The following is a 17,267-nucleotide window of genomic DNA, read 5'->3' on the forward strand; positions in this document are numbered from 1 at the left end:
ACGCGTTGCCATCTATCACCACGAGGAATCGCACAATGAAGTTCAACATTTACGGTCGCTTTCAGGTAGACGTCCGACGTGAGAACGACTCTTGGGTTGTGTATCGCTCAGAGCTTGGAAAGCGAACACGGCTGAACGATGTGGTGATCCCGCCGAACCTGGCAGCGCAAGACCTGGCTACCTACCTGGATGACGTCTTTCATGAGTTCGCCAAAATCGGGGAACACGTAGAGGTCATGCCTGACTAAGCGTCAAGCAGTGCTGGTCTGTCTGCAATGGGTCGACGTCTGCTGGTCGCAAAGCACCTGATGAGGTCAGACGGTATCTGACCCCGCAAATGCGTGACCCCGCTAATGTGAGCACATGAGGATCCTAGCTCAACCGACAGCATGTCTCGTGCTCGCAGCGTGCGGATCACAACGCCCGCTGCGCGACCGCCGTCTAAGCCGCCACGTCACCCAGACAACGCAAATCCACAGCGTCAATGGTGCGGTTTCTTCCGGTCGTTTTAGCATGGTAAAGCGCCTGGTCAGCACGTAACAGCAACTCCGAAATCTGCTTGTCGGCCGAAATGCGCGTTACCATGCCGGCGCTGTACGTCATCGGATGCCCGAGCGCCTCGAATACCGTATCAGCCAGACGAGCTCGCAGTCGTTGATCGAAGTTCGGCACGGCGTTGTGCTCTCCTGCCATGAGCACGCAGAACTCTTCTCCACCGTACCGGCAGACGAGGTCACCGGAAAGGCTAACCTCCTGCATCAGTTTCGCAAACAACTGAAGTGCGCGATCGCCGGCATCATGTCCGCGCGTGTCGTTGATTTGCTTGAAGTGATCAATATCCATGATCAAAACACTGAGTGGTCGATTGTCGACATCGGTACTTGCGAGCTTCGCGTTCGCCAATGCAAGCCACGCTCGCCTGTTGAGAACACCAGTCAAACCATCCGTCGTCGCCAGCCGCTCAAGTGCCTGCGCCGCCTGCTCGCGATAGGCCAGCAGCATGCCGATCATGAGCAACACGACCGTGCAGTTGCCCGCGAACGCGAACGCGACGTTGATGGGATGCGGTGTCAGGAAAGCCGGAAAATCAGCAGGATAAAACGCTCCGAGCACCGCGCGGCAAGCGGTGACCAAGCCCTGGACAGTAAGTCCAACGATCGGGAGCCAGCGCCAGCGCGCACTGGTGCCATGCGGCTTTTTCAGCAAGGTGACAACGATGAATCCCATCTGCAGGGCGAGCAGTCCGTTGGCCCAACCTACCCGGAAGGCATAGTCGGCAAATCCGACTGCATAGCCGACTGTCAAAAATATCGCCAGAACCGCAGGGGTTTTGTCGATGGCCTTACGACCCGCCCACAGTTCGAACGCGGCAGCGCTACAGGCGAAACTACCGGAAATGCATGCCATCGACAGGGTCGACAATAAGACGTCGGGAATGCTGTACGGCGTAGCCGAGCCTGATGCAAGCAATAGCGACCATCCGCAAGCTTGGGAGCCTGCGCTGACTTGCGCAAACCTGGCCGCCCTGTCAGCCCCATCCATAACGGCAAACAGCGCTAACGCCATGGTCACCATCGTGAGCGTCATGGCGACCAGTATTGAAGCGATATCAAAGGACATGACGGGTGTCCGAAATGCGCAGACGGAACGTCATGGTGACTGTCGCTGTATTAGGAGTCCGATAATGTAGCCGAATCTTTCTTGCAAGTAAAGCAAGTTACTTGAGAAAATTTTACGGCAGTGGCGAATACCAGCGTTGGGTCGGAAGCAGCCGGTTCGTTCAAGAAGCCCGACGCCGTCGATGGCGTGACATCCCGACCGATCTGTTTCAGAAATTCACGCCAGATGAAACACTTGGGTCAGTGGCCATTCCTTCGGCCGGTTGCCCGGCTCGACTTCCATCAGGTCGGCCATGTAGTCCCACCATTTGCGCATCACCGGATGCTGCGCCAGCGGGCCCAGGTCGTGGCCCGGGTGCAGCTTCATCACGGCGAACAGGTCGAGCGTCGCCTCGTCGAGGAAGATCGCATAGTCGTGAATACCTGCGCCGCCCAGCAGTTCGGCCAACTCGGGCCAGATCGCATCGTGCCGGCGGCGGTATTCGGCTTCGTTGCCGGCCTTGAGTTTCATGCGGAAGGCGCGCGTGGCGTGGCTGCTCATGGGTCTTGCTGCTCCTGCTGGTAGGTCGAAATGGTTATCGGCGCCCGCAGGCGCCGATGGGTGGATCAGACGATGCCGCTGCTGCTGGCGCCCGGCTTGACGGGCCGCAGGCCCGCGACGCGGTCGCGGTAGCCGCTGGCGCGGTAGCACGCCACCGGGTCGGCGGCGGCGCCCAGGCGCACGCGTGCCATCGCCAGGATCGGGCTGACGTCGGTGCGGAACGCGCGCTTGAGCGTCTGCGCTGCTTCGAGCACGTCGTTCTGCTCCTGCAGGCCGGCCAGTGCCACGCGGTCGACCAGGGCTGACTGCACGAAGGCGCGCTGCACTTCGACCGCGCTGCTCATCAGGCTTTCGATCGGATCGGTCACGTTGTGCGACTGGTCCAGCATATAGGCCGGATTGAAGGCGTCGCCCTCGCGTTTGGCAGCGTCAGCCAGCTCGTTAAACACCAGGAACAGCTGGAACGGGTTGATCGAACCGGAATCGAGGTCGTCGTCGCCGTACTTGCTGTCGTTGAAGTGGAAGCCCCCCAGCTTGCCGAATTGCGCCAGGCGCGCCACGATCATCTCGATGTTCGTGTTCGGCGCGTGATGGCCCAGGTCGACCAGGCACTTGGCTTTTGGCCCCAGCTCGGTGGCGCAGGCGAAGCTCGTGCCCCAGTCGGCGATGGTGGTCGCATAGAACGCCGGCTCGAACAGCTTGTGCTCGATGAAGACGTTCCAGTCCGATGGCAGCGCGGCGTAGATCTCGCGCATGCTGTCCAGGTAGCGCTCGAGCGCGCCGCGCAGATTGTGCTGGCCCGGGAAGTTGGCGCCGTCGCCGACCCAGACGGTCAGCGCCTTCGAGCCGATGGCCTGGCCGACCTCGATGCAGTCGATATTGTGGGCAATGGCCTGGGCGCGCACGGCGGCGCTGTTGGACGTCAGGCTGCCGAATTTATAGGTCTGGTCCTGGCCCTGCTGGTCCTGGAAGGTGTTGGAATTGACCGCGTCGAACACGAGGCCCAGCGCGCGAGCCGTCTCGCGCAGTTCGGCGGTGTCGGTCGGCTTGTCCCATGGGAAGTGCGGCGACACGCTCGGCGTGGCGCGGGTCAACTGGTGGATCACGGCGCAGTCTTCGAGCTTTTCGAACACGTTGCGTGGCTCGCCCCGGCCCGGGAAGCGGGCAAAGCGCGTGCCGCCGGTGCCGGCGCCCCAGCTGGGCACCGCCACGGCGAAGGTCTGCGCCAGCGCCGTCAGTTGTTCGATGTCCAGGCCGCGGCGATCCAGCATGCCGCCCAATGCGTCATAGTCGGCCTGCAGTTGTGCGTGGTGTTTCGCATTCTGGTCCGCGACCAGGCCGGCGTCGATTACGCTCGTCATACTTGTCTCCTTGAGGCCGGCGGGCGAACCCGCCGATTGCCGGTGATGTGCCCGTCAAGGGCCGCACCCCGGCATGTTGTGATTTTATCTATCTTAACTTATCGGGTAAACGCAGCGGCGTTTCCGGCGTCCACATTCAGGATGTTGCCGGTGCTCTTGCCCGATTTGTCGCTGGCGAAGAAGTAGACGGCTTCCGCGATATCCTCCGGCAGCACGGCCAGTTTCAGCATGCTGCGCTTGCGGTAGAACTCCTCGACGTCGTCAGCGTCGATCTTGTTGGAGGCGGCGCGTTCTTCCTTCCACTTGCCGTCCCAGATGCGCGAGCCGCGGATCACGGCATCCGGATTGACCACGTTGACGCGGATGCCGTATTCGGCGCCTTCCAGCGCCACGCAGCGCGCCAGATGCAGCTCGGCGGCCTTGGCGGTGCAATAGGCCGAGGCGCCGGCCGATGCCACCAGGCCGTTCTTGCTGCCGACGAAGACCATGCTGCCACCCAGGCCCTGCTGCTTCATGATGCGGAAGGCGGCGCGGCTGGCCAGGAAATAACCGGTGACGAGGATGTCCTGGTTGCGCTTCCAGATCTCGAGCGTCGTTTCGTCCAGTGGCGCGGCCGAGGCGATGCCGGCGTTCGAGACCAGAAGGTCGACGCCGCCGAAGCGCAGCGACGCTGCTTCGAGGATGCCGGCCACGTCGTCTTCACTCGTGATGTTGGCGCGCACGATGCCGACGCTGTCCTTGCCGCCGACCTTGACCAGGTCGCGGCCCGCCTGCTCGAGCGCCTCCGGATCGATATCGGTCAGCATCACGCAAGCGCCTTCCTGCAGCAGCTGGCGGGCGACCGCCTGGCCGATGCCACCGGCGCCACCGGTGACCAGCGCGATGCGCCCGGCCAGGCTTTTCGGCTTGGGCATGCGCTGCAGCTTGGCTTCCTCGAGCAGCCAGTATTCGATGTCGAACGCTTCCTGTTCCGGCAGGCCGACGTAGGTGTCGACGCCATTCGCGCCGCGCATTACGTTGATCGCGTTGACATAGAATTCGCCGGCGATGCGCGCGGTGGCCTTGTCCTTCGCGAAGGCCAGCATGCCCACGCCCGGGATCAGGTAGATGATCGGGTTGGCATCGCGGACCTTCGGGCTGGTGCTGCGCTTGCAGCGCTCGTAATAGGCGGTGTAGTCGGCGCGGTAGTCGACCAGCGCCTGGTCCAGGCTCGCTGCCAGGCGGTCGAAGTCGGGCGCGGCCGGATCGAAGTCCAGCACCAGTGGGCGGATCTTGGTGCGCAGGAAGTGGTCGGGGCATGAGGTGCCCAGGGCCGCCAGTGGCGCCAGGTCGGCACTGGTGACGAATTCGAGCACCGCGTCGCTGTCGTCGAAATGGCCGAGCTTGAATTCGTCCTTGCTGATCTTGCCGCGCAGGAGCGGCATCAGGCGGGCGGCCAGTGCAGCGCGCTCGGCTGGCGGCAAGACCTGCTTGGCCTGGCCGCCGAACACCGGCTGCTGGATGTTCGCCGCCAGCCAGTCCTCGGCACGCTTGATGACCGCAAGGGTCGTCTCGTAGCACGATTCGGAAGTATCGCCCCAGGTGAACAGGCCGTGGCCTTCCAGGATCAGGCCCTTCAACTGCGGGTTTGCCTGCGACACGGCTTCGAGCTTGAGGCCCAGGTCGTAACCCGGGCGCTGCCATGGCAGCCAGCCCAGTTCACCTTCGAAGATTTTGGCGGTCAGCTCCTTGCTGTTCTTGCAGGCGGCGATGGCGATGCACGCGTCCGGGTGCATGTGATCGACGTGGCGGTGCGCGATATAGGCGTGCAGCGGGGTGTCGATGCTGGCTGCGCGCGGGTTCAGGTTGAACGTGCAGTGCGGCAGGTAGGCGACCATTTCATCTTCGTTCTCGAGACCCCGATAACGGTTCTTGAGCGCGTGCAGCTTGCTCATGTAGAGCGTCGAGAAGCCGTCGAGCTTGATGCTGCCCAGGTCGCCTCCCGAGCCCTTCACCCACAGCACCTCGACCTGCTCGCCCGACAGCGGATCGACCATGTCGATCTTGGCCGACGTGTTGCCGCCGCCAAAATTGGTAATCCGCAGGTCGGAACCCAGCAGGTTGGACCGGTACAGCAATAGTTCCGGCTCGCTCAGCGTAGCAGCGACGCTGGCATCCCAGCGCGAGGTGATCGGTTCACGCTGGTTCATTTCGCTCAAAGCGCCCATCAATTTCTCCTAGTTGATTGTTTTGTCATCGACCGATGATCGATGCGTCTCTTCCATGTCCTGCATTCCAGTACTGCGGCCGGCCTGCCTTGCGCAATACGGCGTCGGCAGACAGTAGAAATCAGCGGCCACCGGGGTGTCAACGAGGAAGCAATCAACTTGCTGAGCAAGTTCCAATCAATCATTAACGTGATTGGATTGCGCGTTTGTGCAACGCAACGTGCGCAAATAATCAACCAATTGATCATTGGGTGATTGACCTTATTGCATCTTGAAATTACTCTTTTCCAACAAACCGCGATTCGGGCTGAAAAAGAGGCCCGAACGACGGATTCCACGCCGCAAAAATACAGACGGCATAAGGAGGAGACAAATATGGTGAATCACAAACGCCGCAAGCGTTTGCTGAAACTGCTTGCCGAGCATCAGACGGTAACGGTCCAGCAGCTTGTTGAATGGCTCAATGCGTCCCCGGCAACGGTCCGGCGCGATATCAGCTGGCTGGCTGGCCGCAATCTGCTCACGCGCAGTCGCGGCGGGGCCGAGAACCTGCTGCCCAGGACACGCCAGTTCCCGCTCACGAGCGAAACGTTCCAGAACAATATCCAGTGCTTCGCATCGCGCAAGCGCGCCATCGCCCGCCATGCGGCCGGCATGTGCACCGATGGCGAGACGATCATCATCAACGGTGGCACCACCACCTTTATGATGGCCGAGTTCCTCACCGATAAGCAGCTCAAGATCCTCACCAACTCGTTCCTGATGGCCGAGCGCCTGCTGGTGTCCAGCGAGAACGAGATCATCGTCCCCGGCGGGCGTGTGTACCGCGAACAGAACGTCATCCTCTCGCCGTTCGACAATGACATCACCCAGCACCACTACGCCGGCAAGATGTTCATGAGCGTGTATGGCCTGTCGCTGCTGGGCCTGATGGAAGCCGACCCGATGCTGATCCAGGCCGAGAAGCGCCTGATCAGCCAGACCGAGGAACTGATCGTGCTGGCAGACAGCTCGAAGTTCGCGCGCAAGGCCGGCCTGATCCTGTGCGGACTGGACCGCGTGTCCACCGTCATCACCGATACCGATGCTTCCGACAAGGCCGTGCAGCTGCTCGAGCAGTATGGCGTGAAGGTGGTCACGGTCGAACCGGACGGCGAATCGCTGGCGCTGCGCGCCTCGCGCTTCAATCCCCAATACGACATGCAGTCCGCCGCCCTGATGGAGATTTCCCATTGAAGATCAAACAGCTCCTGCTCGCCGCGGCAGCGGTCGGCGTGTTTGCCGGCCTGGCCGGCTGCGCCGACAAGAAAACCGACAAGCAGCCTGAAAAGACCCGCATCGCGATGGTCGTGAAGAGTCTCGGCAATGGCTTCTTCGACGCCGCCCACCAGGGCGCGAAGGACGCCGCCACCGAAATTGGCGGCGTCGAAATCATCTACACCGGCCCGACGACGCCCAGCGCCGAAGGCCAGATCGAGATCATCAATTCGCTCATCAGCCAGAAAGTCGACGCGATCGTGATTTCGGCCAACGACCCGAACGCCCTGATGCCGATCACCAAAAAGGCGATGCAGCGCGGGATCAAGGTGATCTCGTTCGACAGCGCGGTGGCCGCGGGCGGCCGCCAGATGCAGCTGAACCCGTCCAACGCGCAGCTGATCGGCGAGAAGCAGATCGAGATGGCCTCGGCCGAACTGCAAGGCAAGGGCGAGCTCGCGATCCTGTCGGCGTCGGCCCAGGCGACCAACCAGAACATCTGGATCGGCGTGATGAAGAAAACGCTCGGCAAGCCCGAGTACGCCGGCCTGAAGCTCGTGGCCACCGTGTATGGCGACGACCAGTCGGACAAGAGCTACCGCGAAGCCATCGGCCTGCTGCGCAGCCACCCAAACCTGAAGGCGATCATCGCCCCGACCACGGTCGGCATTGTCGCGGCCAGCAAGGCCGTCGCCGATGAAGGCATGGTCGGCAAGGTGTTCGTCACGGGCCTGGGCCTGCCGTCCGAGATGGCCGGCCACGTCAAGAGCGGCGCGGTGCGCGAGTTCGCGATCTGGAATCCGATCGACCTCGGATATGCCGCCACGTATGCGGCGCACCAGTTCGTGACGGGCAAGGCCACGTCCGGCGCGGGCGCCAGCGTGTCGGTTGGCCGCCTTGGCAGCGTGACGCTGGACGCCAATGGCGAAGCCGCTCTCGGCCCGCCGTTCACGTACAACGCCGGCAACGTCGACAAGTTCGCCAAGCTGTTCTGACCCGGCCCGTCCGCCGCGCGCATATCGCGCGCGGCGCCCCTCATCTGTTTTGCGACACCGAATGCCAGTGACCCAACTGACAAGCCCTCCCCTGCGCCCGACTGACGGCGCACACGATGCAGCAGCACGCCCTGGCGCGTCCACCACGCCGGTCCTGCAACTGACCGGCATCACCAAGCGCTTTAACGGCGTGTGCGCGCTCAATGGCGTGCGCCTGTCCATCCGGCCCGGCGAAGTCATGGCCCTGATCGGCGAGAACGGGGCCGGCAAGTCGACCCTGGTCAAGACGCTGACCGGCATCCACCGGCCCGACGAAGGCGCCATCCTGCTCGACGGGAAGGCCGTGACCTTCGGCAGCCCGCAGGAAGCGATGGCGGCCGGGATCACCGCCGTGCACCAGGAGACCGTCATGTTCGACGAACTGACCGTCGCCGAGAACATCTATGTCGGGCGCCATCCGACGCGCGGCATCAGCGGACGCATCGACTGGGCCGGCATCGAGGCCGACGCCGAACAGCTGTTCGCACGCCTGGAAGTAGCGCTGCCGGTGCGCGCCCGCGTGCGCGACCTGTCGGTGGCCCAGCGCCACTTCGTCGAGATCGCGCGCGCGCTGTCGCAGGATGCGCGCGTGGTGATCATGGACGAGCCGACCGCTGCGCTGTCACAGCGCGAGATACGCGAGCTGTACCGCATCATCGGGCAGCTGCGCGCCAGCGGCACCGCCGTCATCTTCATCTCGCACAAGTTCGACGAGATCTTCGAAGTGGCCGACTGCTATACGGTGCTGCGCGACGGCCAGTTCGTCGCCGAAGGGCGCCTTGCCGACATCAGCGAACCCGAACTGGTGGCGCTGATGGTAGGCCGCGCCGTGCACCAGGCGTATCCGAAGGCCGACGTGGCCATCGGCGCGCCGCTGCTGGAAGTGGAAGGCCTGTGCCATCCGACCGAATTTCGCGACGTGGGCTTCACCTTGCGCAAGGGCGAGATCCTGGGCTTCTATGGTCTGGTGGGCGCCGGCCGCTCGGAAGTGATGCAGGCGCTGTTCGGCTTGACCACGCAGGTGAGCGGCGCCGTGCGCCTGGAGGGCAAGCCGGCCGTGTTTCGCACGCCCGGCGAAGCGATTGCCAGCGGCCTGGCCTATGTGCCGGAAGACCGCCAGCACCATGGCGCGCATCTGACGCTGCCGATCATGCATAACATCACCCTGCCGATCCTGTCGACATTCGGCTTCTTCCCGCGCGCCCGCGCCGAGGCGGCGCTGGCCCGGCGCTTTGCCGAACAGCTCGAACTGAAGGCCGCCTTCCTGACCCAGCACGTCGCCGAACTCTCGGGCGGCAACCAGCAGAAAGTGGTGCTCGGCAAATGGCTGGCCACCGACCCCAAGGTCATCATCCTGGACGAGCCCACCAAGGGCATCGACATCGGCTCCAAGGCCGCCGTTCACCGCTTCGTGAGCGAACTGGTCGAACGCGGCCTGTCCGTGATTCTGGTCTCGTCCGAACTGCCCGAAGTGCTTGGACTGGCCGACCGCGTGGTCGTGATGCGCCAGGGCCGCGTGGTGCGCGAATTCACGCGCGCCGAGGCCACGCCTGAAACCGTGGTCGCTGCGGCGTCCGGGGTCGACCTGGGGCTGGAGGCAGCAGCATGAACAAACATCTGAAAACGCGCATGAGTATCCCGGAACTGTTCCGGCAGCGCGAGGCGCTGCTGGCCCTGATGGTGGTCGCGCTGGTGCTGCTGGTTGGCCTGCGCTCCCCCGTGTTCCTGAGCGTCGGTTCGCTGTCCAACCTGCTCACCGACAGCACCCTGCTCGTGATGCTGGCGCTGACCCAGATGCTGGTGATCGTCACGCGCGGCATCGACCTCTCGGTGGCGTCGACGCTGGCGCTGGCGGGCATGGTCGCGGCGATGCTCGCTGCCGCCCATCCCGGCCTGCCGCTGGCCTTCGTGATGCTGGCGGCGGCCGCCACCGGCCTGGCCCTGGGCCTCGTCAACGGCTATCTCGTCGGCTACCTGGCGCTGCCGCCGATCGTCGTCACGCTGGGCACCATGAGCGTGTATCGCGGGCTGGTGTTCGTGATCTCGGGCGGCGCCTGGGTCTCGGCGCACCAGATGCCTGCGAACTTCGTCGCCTTTCCGCTGCAGCGCCTTCTCGGCCTGCCGCACCTGGTGTGGATCGCGCTGGGCGCCGTGCTGGCGATGGCCTTCGTGGCGCGCTACACGCGCTTCGGACGCGACCTGTACGCGATCGGCAACGCACCGCAATGCGCCGCCTATATCGGCATCCCGACCGCGCGCCGGCTGCTGTGGACCTACGGCCTGTCGGGCACCGTCGCGGGGCTGTGCGGCTACCTGTGGGTAGCGCGCTACGCCGTAGCGTATACCGAGATCGCCTACGGTTTCGAGTTCACCGTGATCGCTGCCTGCGTCATCGGCGGGGCCAGCATCGCCGGCGGCGTCGGCTCGGTGCTCGGCACGCTGCTCGGGGCGCTGTTCCTGTCAGTGATCGGCAACGCGCTGCCAGTGCTGCAGGTCTCGCCGTTCTGGCAAAGCGCGCTGACCGGCACCGTGATCCTGGTCGCCGTCCTGCTCAACGCCCGCGGCAACCGCAAGCGCAGCCGCCAGATCCTGCCGCTGCACCAGTCCCAACTTCCTGCCGCAAGGAGCGCCGCATGAATGCGCGAACCATCGTCCCGGTCGATGTTCCACCACCCGTAACGCCTGGCGCCAGGCCCGTGACCACGTCCCGCTATACGATCCTGGACCGCCAGAAGCCAACCCTGCGCCACGTGCTGGCACGCTGGGAGACGCTTCTTGCGCTCTTGCTGCTGGCGGTATTCGTCATCGGCGGCGTCTCGCTCGAGCATTTCCTCGACCCGTACAACCTGCTCGACGGGACCGTCAATTTCAGCGAGAAGGCCCTGATCGCGCTGCCGATGGCGCTATTGATCATCTGCCGCGAGATCGACATCTCGGTGGCCGGCACGCTGGCCCTGTCGTCGGTGGCAATGGGCATGGCGCACCAGGCCGGCGCGCCGCCCGAGGCCCTGGTGTTCGTGGCGGTTGGCACGGGCCTGGCCTGCGGCTGGCTCAATGGCTTCCTGGTCACGCGCTTCATGCTGCCCTCGATCGTCGTCACCATCGGCACCATCGCGCTGTACCGGGGCCTGGCCAGCGTCGCGCTGGGCGACCAGGCCTTCACCAACTACCCGCAGCTGATGGCCGACTGGGGCCAGGGCACCTTCTTCGGCGTGGTGCCGCGCGCCTTTGTGATCCTGCTCGGCTTCGCGCTGCTGTTCGCGGTGGTGCTGCACGCCACGACACCGGGCCGGCGCATCTTCGCCATCGGGAACAACCCGGACGCGGCGCGCTTCTCGGGCATCGCGGTCGACCGCTACCGCCTTGGCCTGTTCATGCTCACCGGCGCCATGGCGGGGCTGGCGGCCTTTTTACTGACGGGCCGCATCGGCAGCACGCGGCCGAATATCGCCACCGGCTGGGAACTGGAGATCATCACGATGGTGATCCTGGGCGGTGTCAGCATCGCCGGCGGCGCCGGCACCATCGGCGGCGTGCTGCTGGCGGTGCTGACGATGGGCGCGGTGACCTACGGCCTGGCACTGGCCAATGTTCCCGGCATCTACATGACGATCGTGGTCGGCGTGCTGCTGCTGGCCACGATCTCGCTGTCGCGCCTGATGCGCGGCAAGTCAACGCGCCACTAGCAGGAAAGAACGGATGCACATGCATGCAAACCCGGGCGACGCCCTGATCGTCCTCGATATCGGCAAGACCAATGTCAAGCTGGCCCTGGTCGACGCCGATGGACGGCTGGTCGCCGAACAGCGCCGGCCCAACGCGATCCTGCACGACGGCCCTTATCCGCACCATGACACCGAGGGCATCTGGACCTGGATGCTGGCGACCTGCCGCGCGTTCGCGGGCCGCGCCCGCATCTCGGCCATCGTCCCGGTGACCCATGGCGCCACGGCGGCCCTGGTCGACGACGACGGCCTGGTGCTGCCGGTGCTCGACTACGAGGCGGCGCTGCCGGGCTTGGACTACGCGGCGTTGCGGCCGGCCTATGCGCAGACCTGTTCGCCGCTGCTGCCGGCAGGCCTGAACCTGGGCCGCCAGCTTGCCTGGCTCCAGCAGGAGCATCCCGACGCGTTCGCGCGCGCACGCCATATCCTGATGTACCCGCAGTACTGGGCCTGGCGCCTGTGCGGCGTGGCCGCCGGCGAGGCTACCTCGCTCGGCTGCCACACCGATCTGTGGGACCCGGTGCGCCAGGATTACTCACCGCTCGTTGCGCGCATGGGCTGGGAAGACCGGCTGCCGCCGCTGGCGCCGCCCTGGGCGACGCTCGGCGTGCTGCGCCCGGACGTGGCCCAGGCCACGGGATTGCCTGCCGACTGCGAAGTCCTGTGCGGCATCCACGACAGCAACGCGTCGCTGATGCGCTACCTCGGCGGCGACAGCGCCACCACGCCGCGCACGGTGCTCTCGACCGGCACCTGGCTGATCGCCGCCGCTTTCGGCGCCGACCTGGCCGGCCTGCGCGAAGACGCCGACATGCTGGCCAACACCAGCGCCCACGGCCAGCCGGTGGCCTGCATGCGCTTCATGGGCGGCCGAGAATTCGGCGCCCTGGCAGGCGACCAGCCAGCCACCTGCTCCTTCGAACAGCTCGAACAGATGGTCTCCCGCGACACGATGGCCATCCCATGCTTCGCCGATGGCGGCGGGCCTTTCGCCGGCAAGGCAGGCCGCATCGACGGCCCCGCGCCCGTCGACGCCGGTGAGCGCTTCGCGCTGGCGACGCTGTACTGCGTGCTGATGACCGACTACTGCCTCGACGCGCTCGGCGCGCGCGGCCCGATCACCGTCGAAGGCAGCTTCACCGCCAACCCCTGGTTCGGCCCTTTGCTGGCCAGCCTGCGCCCGCAGCAAGCAGTAAGCTACTCCGACGACGCCAGCGGCACCACCTGCGGCGGCTGGCTCCTGCGCTACCGCGCCGCCACCCCACCCGGCCAGCACCACCCCACTCCACCATGCACCATCGGGGGCCTCTCCGCCTACCGCACCACCTGGCGCAGCACCCTCAACCTGCACGTCCCCACAGCGCAACTCGCCTGCAATTAGGGTCAGAGTCGAATTATTTGCCAATTGATTTACAGAAGTTGGCAAACAATCTGACTCTGACCCTGATTGTTCAACTACTCACGCCAACAACAATGAGGGTCAGAGTCGAATTATTCGCCAATTGATTTACAGAAGTTGGCAAACAATCTGACGCTGACCCTTATTGTTCAACTACTCACCCCAATACCAATTAGGGTCAGAGTGGAATTATTGGCCAATTGATTTACTGAGGTTGGCAAACAATCTGACGCTGACCCTCATTGTTTTATTAGTCGGCTCCTTGCATCAGTTCGAGGGGGACGCCGCCGCGGGTGGCGCGCAGGTTGATGAGTTGCACGGGTTCGAGGGCGTTTTCGGGGCGGCCGTTTGTCGTGACGGCAAGTGCGATCGTGTTGTCGCCGTTTGGGTTCAGGATGCCGGGCGGGATCACGAAGGTGCGCTGGGGGCCGATGTGAGCAATGAACTGGCCCATGTTCCAGCCGTTGACGAAGATCAGCGCGCGGTTGTCGCGCTCGGAGCGAGGGGTTGTCGTGTCGCCGAAGGCCAGGCCAAGCTGGATGTCGTGGTTGCGCGGGAGGTCGAGCTTGAATTGCGTACGCAGCCAGTAGGTGCCGGCGGCCGGGGGTGCGTCGGTCGGGCGTGCGTTGGTCCAGCCCTGGGACGGGGTGGATGGCAGGTGCCAGCCGGTGCGTTCGCCGTACAGGCCGCCGTTGTTCATCGGGCCGCGTACACGGTCGACCAGCGTTTCGCCGCCCTGGCGGCCCTGGATGCGCCAGGCGATCGGGGTGGCGAAGCGCTGGCCGCCGCGGCTTGTCAGCGAGGCCGAAATCACCCCGCGCGCTTCGCGGTGGAAGTCGTCCGCCATCAGGTTCCAGTTATGGGCATTGTTACGCACCATGACCGCAACCACGTGTTCGCCCGGCGTCAGGTCGCCCAGTGACAGCTTGACGCTGTCCGTGGTTTCCGGGAAGGCGCGGCCCACGTCCAGCTCATGCTGGCCGACGAAGCGGCCGTCGACCCATACCTGGATCATGCCGGCGCCGCCCGCGCCATAGAACAGTTCGAGCTGGTTGGCTTTCGGATCGGTCGTCGTGAAGCGGCCGCGGTACCACACGTCGCCGTGGTGGAAGCCGTAGTCGCTCATTGCCAGCGTCGGCTGGCCCCGTTCGGGCATGGTCCAGGTCTGCGCCGCCGATGGACGGCGGTCAGCCTGCACCCAGGCGCTGTCGTCAAAACGGGGCGCCGCTTCCACGCTGTCCATGCGCCGAGTCCAGCCAGTACGGGCCAGGTCCGGCAGGCGCACCGCGTCCGGCCCCTTCAGGCCCGCAGCGTGCACGCTGCCATCGGGCTGGCGCGTGAACGCCAGATCCTGGCCATTGAAGCTGGCGCTCTCGAATGCCGGCCCCCAGATCTCGATGCCCGCATCCGCGTCGATATCGCCTCGCAGCGCCAGTGTGCCACCGGCCAGCGTGGCCGAACGCACCAGCGCTGGCGTGAACTGCAACGCGCGGCCGGCGCCGGTGTCCTGCGTCCAGAAGCGCATGCTGGTCTTCTCGTCGGCCAGCAGAAGCAGCAGCGGCGCGCGGCCACCGCCCGAGACGCGTACCCGTGCCAGGCCGTTGTGCACATAGCTCAGCACCAGGTCGCCCCTGGTCGCATCCCAGCGTGACTGCACGGTCCCGGCCAGGACCTCGACCTTCGGCGCGCTCGCGTAACGCAGCACCGTCTCGCCGTTCATGCCGTCGCGCCCGTGCAGCAGCGCGATATCGCGCGCGCCGTCGCGCAGGTGCGTCTGCAGTTCGGACGTCGAGTACACCAGGCGCTGGCGCTCCATGTCGTAGGACGCCAGCAACATGCGCGCATCCTGGCCGCGTATGCTCGAGGCGACCGTGTAGTCGCCATCGCGCGTGGCCAGCCTGACGCTGAAGCGCTCCTCGCCCTGGCCGTCGGCCGGATTGTGGGCCGCGAACACGATATGCGTGCCCAGGCGCCGGTTGATGTTGTGGTAGATTTTGACCTTGCCACCCTGGGCAGCCAGCGGTGGCCCCTTGTCCATCTCGGCCAGCACGGCTTCGGCGGCCTGGACGAACATGCCCTGCTGCTTGAGGGCGTAGGCCTTCTCGCGCAGGCCGCGGTCTTCCGAGATCGCTGCGCCGTAGTCGTACGAGGTGTACACGACCGGCCCGGCCAGCCAGCCCCAGGACGTCCCACCGAAGGTCATGTAGACGTTGTGGATCGTGATCCGGTTGATCAGGTTGGTGCCGTAGAACACCCGCTGATAGCCCTTGCCCTGGCGCTCGGCCGTGCAGGCATAGGTGCCGTTCGAGCCCCAATAGTCGAACCAGCCGCCACCCAATTCCGCCGCGAAGCCCGGTGTGCCGGGCGAGGACAGCGCGCCGGCGCGCGGGCCTGGCGTGGCATAGATGCCCCAGTCAGGGGCCTTGTTCGCGCCCGCCGGGTTGGCGTGCACGTCACAGCTGCCGCCCGGATAGCCGTCGAAGGCATACATGTCGGTCGGGCCGGGGTTGGCCCAGGGCGCCGTCGAATTCTTCGGCGTCCAGTCGGGCAGGCGCCCGGCTGAATTGTGGAAGAACGGGACCGTGATCCCGTCCTGACGGGCCTTCTGCGCCAGGTGCGCCATCTGGCGCACGTGCTTCGGCTCGACCTTGCCCAGCTCATTTTCGAGCTGGTACGCAATCACGGTGCCGCCGCCATCGGTCACCTGGTGGCGCGCGATGATCGCGTTCACCTGCGTCATCCACTCGTCGACCGCGGCCAGATAGACCGGATCGTCGGTACGCGCCTCGCCGCGGTTGCGGAACATCCAGCCCGGATAACCACCGCCCGTCAGCTCGGAATTGATGTACGGGCCGGTACGCGCGATGATGTACATGCTCTCTTCTTTCGCGATTTCCAGCGCGCGTTCGACGTTGCGCACGCCCGAGAAATCGTACACGCCCGGCGCCGGCGAATGATAGCCCCAGTCAAAATAGAACGCCACGCCATTGAAGCCCAGCGCCTTCATCTTCTGCATCACGTCGCGCCACAGTGACGGATTGGGCAGGCGAAACGGATGGATCTCACCCGACCACACGACCACCCGCTTGCCGTCGATCTTGAGCGAGTACTGGTCCCAGGCCACCTGCTTCGGTGTTCCCGTGGGCGCGGTGGCGGCCGAGAACAGCCTGGCCTCGTCCTGCATCGCCCCGAACCCGGCCACCATCGCCGCCGTGCCTTTCAGCGCGCGCCGTTCGCCCCAGGTGCGCCCGCCATCGCTGCTGTCGGCATGCCAGGCACGCGCCTGCGCGTCGCTGCCATACAGGCGCAGCGCCGATCCATGGCGCACGAGGGCGTACGGCGTCACGTCCTTGCCGAAGCCAGCCAGTGTCGCCTCGACGCGCCACGGTCCGGCCAGCGCCGGGGCCCGCGCCAGCACCAGCTGACCGCCCTGCGGCGCGCGCGCGAGCCCCAGATAGCCGTCACCATCGGCCAGCACCATGGCGCCGGCATGGCCGGCCAGTCCCTCCAACGGCTGCGCCGCCGGCCAGTCCTTGAACGCCGCATCGGGCGTAACGACCTGCGCGCCTCGGTCCGACGTCAGCACCAGGTGCAGCCGCCCGTCGCGGTCGCGCACCCAGCCCGGCCTGACCGCGCCGCCCGCGGGCACGTCGCGCACGAATTCCCACTGCCGCAAATTGCTTGAACGCGCCAGGCCGACGCCACCGGCGCCGTTTGCATAGGCCAGGTAGTAGCGGCCATCGGCGTGGCGCACCAGCGCCGGGTCGCGCAGCACGCCGCCAGGCGGGGTCCAGGTTTCCGATGCCAGCGACGTGAAGTCGACGCCGTTGTTTGACGCCAGGATGCTCAGGGCGTTGGCGGCACCGGCGCTCAGCGCCGGCATCAGGGTGACCTGGCCTGCCATCTCCCTGGCCTTGGCGGCATCGGCCGCGGCCTCCAGCCCCGAACCCTGGGGAATACCCAGTTCCTGCGCCGCGGCGCTCGCCGTGGCCAATGCGGCCACGGCGGCCACTGCGGCCACTGCGGCCACGCCGCGCTTCGTATATTCGTCCATCGTGTGAAGCCACTTCATACCGCACTCCTTTGCTGCAAATCGTCGTCAAGACGGGCGAGTTGTCTCACCG

12 protein-coding genes are annotated in these 17,267 nt (G+C 65.3%); 7 read left to right on the forward strand and 5 right to left on the reverse strand.

Annotated features, from left to right (window positions below):
* The first annotated feature begins 35 nt into the window (after window positions 1-35).
* Window positions 36-248 carry a DUF7661 family protein gene (locus NX775_RS01950; protein ID WP_258834464.1) on the forward strand — a complete coding sequence of 71 codons (213 nt, stop codon included), beginning with the start codon at window positions 36-38 and terminating at the stop codon, window positions 246-248.
* A gap of 193 nt (window positions 249-441) precedes the next feature.
* Here NX775_RS01950 and NX775_RS01955 read toward each other — a convergent pair whose 3' ends face one another.
* The 4 genes from NX775_RS01955 to NX775_RS01970 form a co-directional block, all read right to left on the reverse strand.
* Complete coding sequence (locus NX775_RS01955) at window positions 442-1,620, reverse strand: GGDEF domain-containing protein (RefSeq protein ID WP_258834465.1); 1,179 nt, start codon at window positions 1,618-1,620, stop codon at window positions 442-444.
* A gap of 216 nt (window positions 1,621-1,836) precedes the next feature.
* Window positions 1,837-2,160, reverse strand: coding sequence for an L-rhamnose mutarotase (locus NX775_RS01960; RefSeq protein ID WP_258834466.1), 324 nt, complete (start codon window positions 2,158-2,160; stop codon window positions 1,837-1,839).
* A gap of 65 nt (window positions 2,161-2,225) precedes the next feature.
* Complete coding sequence (gene rhaI, locus NX775_RS01965; protein WP_258834467.1) at window positions 2,226-3,521, reverse strand: L-rhamnose catabolism isomerase; 1,296 nt, start codon at window positions 3,519-3,521, stop codon at window positions 2,226-2,228.
* Between the two features lie 98 nt (window positions 3,522-3,619).
* A complete protein-coding gene (locus NX775_RS01970; protein ID WP_258834468.1) occupies window positions 3,620-5,728 on the reverse strand; it encodes a bifunctional rhamnulose-1-phosphate aldolase/short-chain dehydrogenase in 2,109 nt (702 codons plus the stop codon).
* Window positions 5,729-6,103: 375 nt separating this feature from the next.
* Between NX775_RS01970 and NX775_RS01975 the strand changes: the two genes are divergently transcribed.
* The 6 genes from NX775_RS01975 to NX775_RS02000 all read left to right on the forward strand — a co-directional run bounded on the left by NX775_RS01975 (window position 6,104) and on the right by NX775_RS02000 (window position 13,125).
* Window positions 6,104-6,964 (forward strand): DeoR/GlpR family DNA-binding transcription regulator, encoded by an 861-nt coding sequence (locus NX775_RS01975; protein ID WP_258834469.1) that lies wholly within the window; start codon window positions 6,104-6,106, stop codon window positions 6,962-6,964.
* Window positions 6,961-7,980, forward strand: coding sequence for a rhamnose ABC transporter substrate-binding protein (gene rhaS, locus NX775_RS01980; RefSeq protein ID WP_258834470.1), 1,020 nt, complete (start codon window positions 6,961-6,963; stop codon window positions 7,978-7,980). Before NX775_RS01975 ends, rhaS begins: the two co-directional genes overlap by 4 nt.
* A 61-nt stretch (window positions 7,981-8,041) precedes the next feature.
* On the forward strand, window positions 8,042-9,628 hold the full coding sequence (locus NX775_RS01985; RefSeq protein ID WP_258834471.1) for a sugar ABC transporter ATP-binding protein: 1,587 nt from the start codon (window positions 8,042-8,044) through the stop codon (window positions 9,626-9,628).
* Window positions 9,625-10,656, forward strand: a complete 1,032-nt coding sequence (locus NX775_RS01990) for an ABC transporter permease (protein ID WP_258834472.1) — start codon at window positions 9,625-9,627, stop codon at window positions 10,654-10,656. The genes NX775_RS01985 and NX775_RS01990 overlap by 4 nt, the downstream gene beginning before the upstream one ends.
* Window positions 10,653-11,705 carry an ABC transporter permease gene (locus tag NX775_RS01995; protein WP_258834473.1) on the forward strand — a complete coding sequence of 351 codons (1,053 nt, stop codon included), beginning with the start codon at window positions 10,653-10,655 and terminating at the stop codon, window positions 11,703-11,705. The genes NX775_RS01990 and NX775_RS01995 overlap by 4 nt, the downstream gene beginning before the upstream one ends.
* Before the next feature lie 13 nt (window positions 11,706-11,718).
* On the forward strand, window positions 11,719-13,125 hold the full coding sequence (locus NX775_RS02000) for an FGGY-family carbohydrate kinase (protein ID WP_258834474.1): 1,407 nt from the start codon (window positions 11,719-11,721) through the stop codon (window positions 13,123-13,125).
* Between the two features lie 268 nt (window positions 13,126-13,393).
* On the opposite strand, the gene NX775_RS02005 is transcribed toward NX775_RS02000, so the two are convergent.
* Window positions 13,394-17,215, reverse strand: coding sequence for a beta-galactosidase (locus NX775_RS02005; protein WP_258834475.1), 3,822 nt, complete (start codon window positions 17,213-17,215; stop codon window positions 13,394-13,396).
* Between the last annotated feature and the right edge of the window lie 52 nt (window positions 17,216-17,267).

Source organism: Massilia aurea (assembly GCF_024753205.1).
Classification (GTDB): domain Bacteria; phylum Pseudomonadota; class Gammaproteobacteria; order Burkholderiales; family Burkholderiaceae_D; genus Telluria; species Telluria aurea.

Excerpts from the sequence above, each read along its gene's own strand:
- NX775_RS01955 (WP_258834465.1), bottom strand. The coding sequence starts at position 1,620 with ATGTCCTTTGATATCGCTTCAATACTGGTCGCCATGACGCTCACGATG.
- NX775_RS01990 (WP_258834472.1), top strand. The coding sequence starts at position 9,625 with ATGAACAAACATCTGAAAACGCGCATGAGTATCCCGGAACTGTTCCGG.
- NX775_RS01960 (WP_258834466.1), bottom strand. The coding sequence starts at position 2,160 with ATGAGCAGCCACGCCACGCGCGCCTTCCGCATGAAACTCAAGGCCGGC.
- NX775_RS02005 (WP_258834475.1), bottom strand. The coding sequence starts at position 17,215 with ATGAAGTGGCTTCACACGATGGACGAATATACGAAGCGCGGCGTGGCC.
- NX775_RS01985 (WP_258834471.1), top strand. The coding sequence starts at position 8,042 with ATGCCAGTGACCCAACTGACAAGCCCTCCCCTGCGCCCGACTGACGGC.
- rhaI (WP_258834467.1), bottom strand. The coding sequence starts at position 3,521 with ATGACGAGCGTAATCGACGCCGGCCTGGTCGCGGACCAGAATGCGAAA.
- NX775_RS01950 (WP_258834464.1), top strand. The coding sequence starts at position 36 with ATGAAGTTCAACATTTACGGTCGCTTTCAGGTAGACGTCCGACGTGAG.
- NX775_RS01975 (WP_258834469.1), top strand. The coding sequence starts at position 6,104 with ATGGTGAATCACAAACGCCGCAAGCGTTTGCTGAAACTGCTTGCCGAG.
- NX775_RS01995 (WP_258834473.1), top strand. The coding sequence starts at position 10,653 with ATGAATGCGCGAACCATCGTCCCGGTCGATGTTCCACCACCCGTAACG.
- NX775_RS02000 (WP_258834474.1), top strand. The coding sequence starts at position 11,719 with ATGCACATGCATGCAAACCCGGGCGACGCCCTGATCGTCCTCGATATC.
- NX775_RS01970 (WP_258834468.1), bottom strand. The coding sequence starts at position 5,728 with ATGGGCGCTTTGAGCGAAATGAACCAGCGTGAACCGATCACCTCGCGC.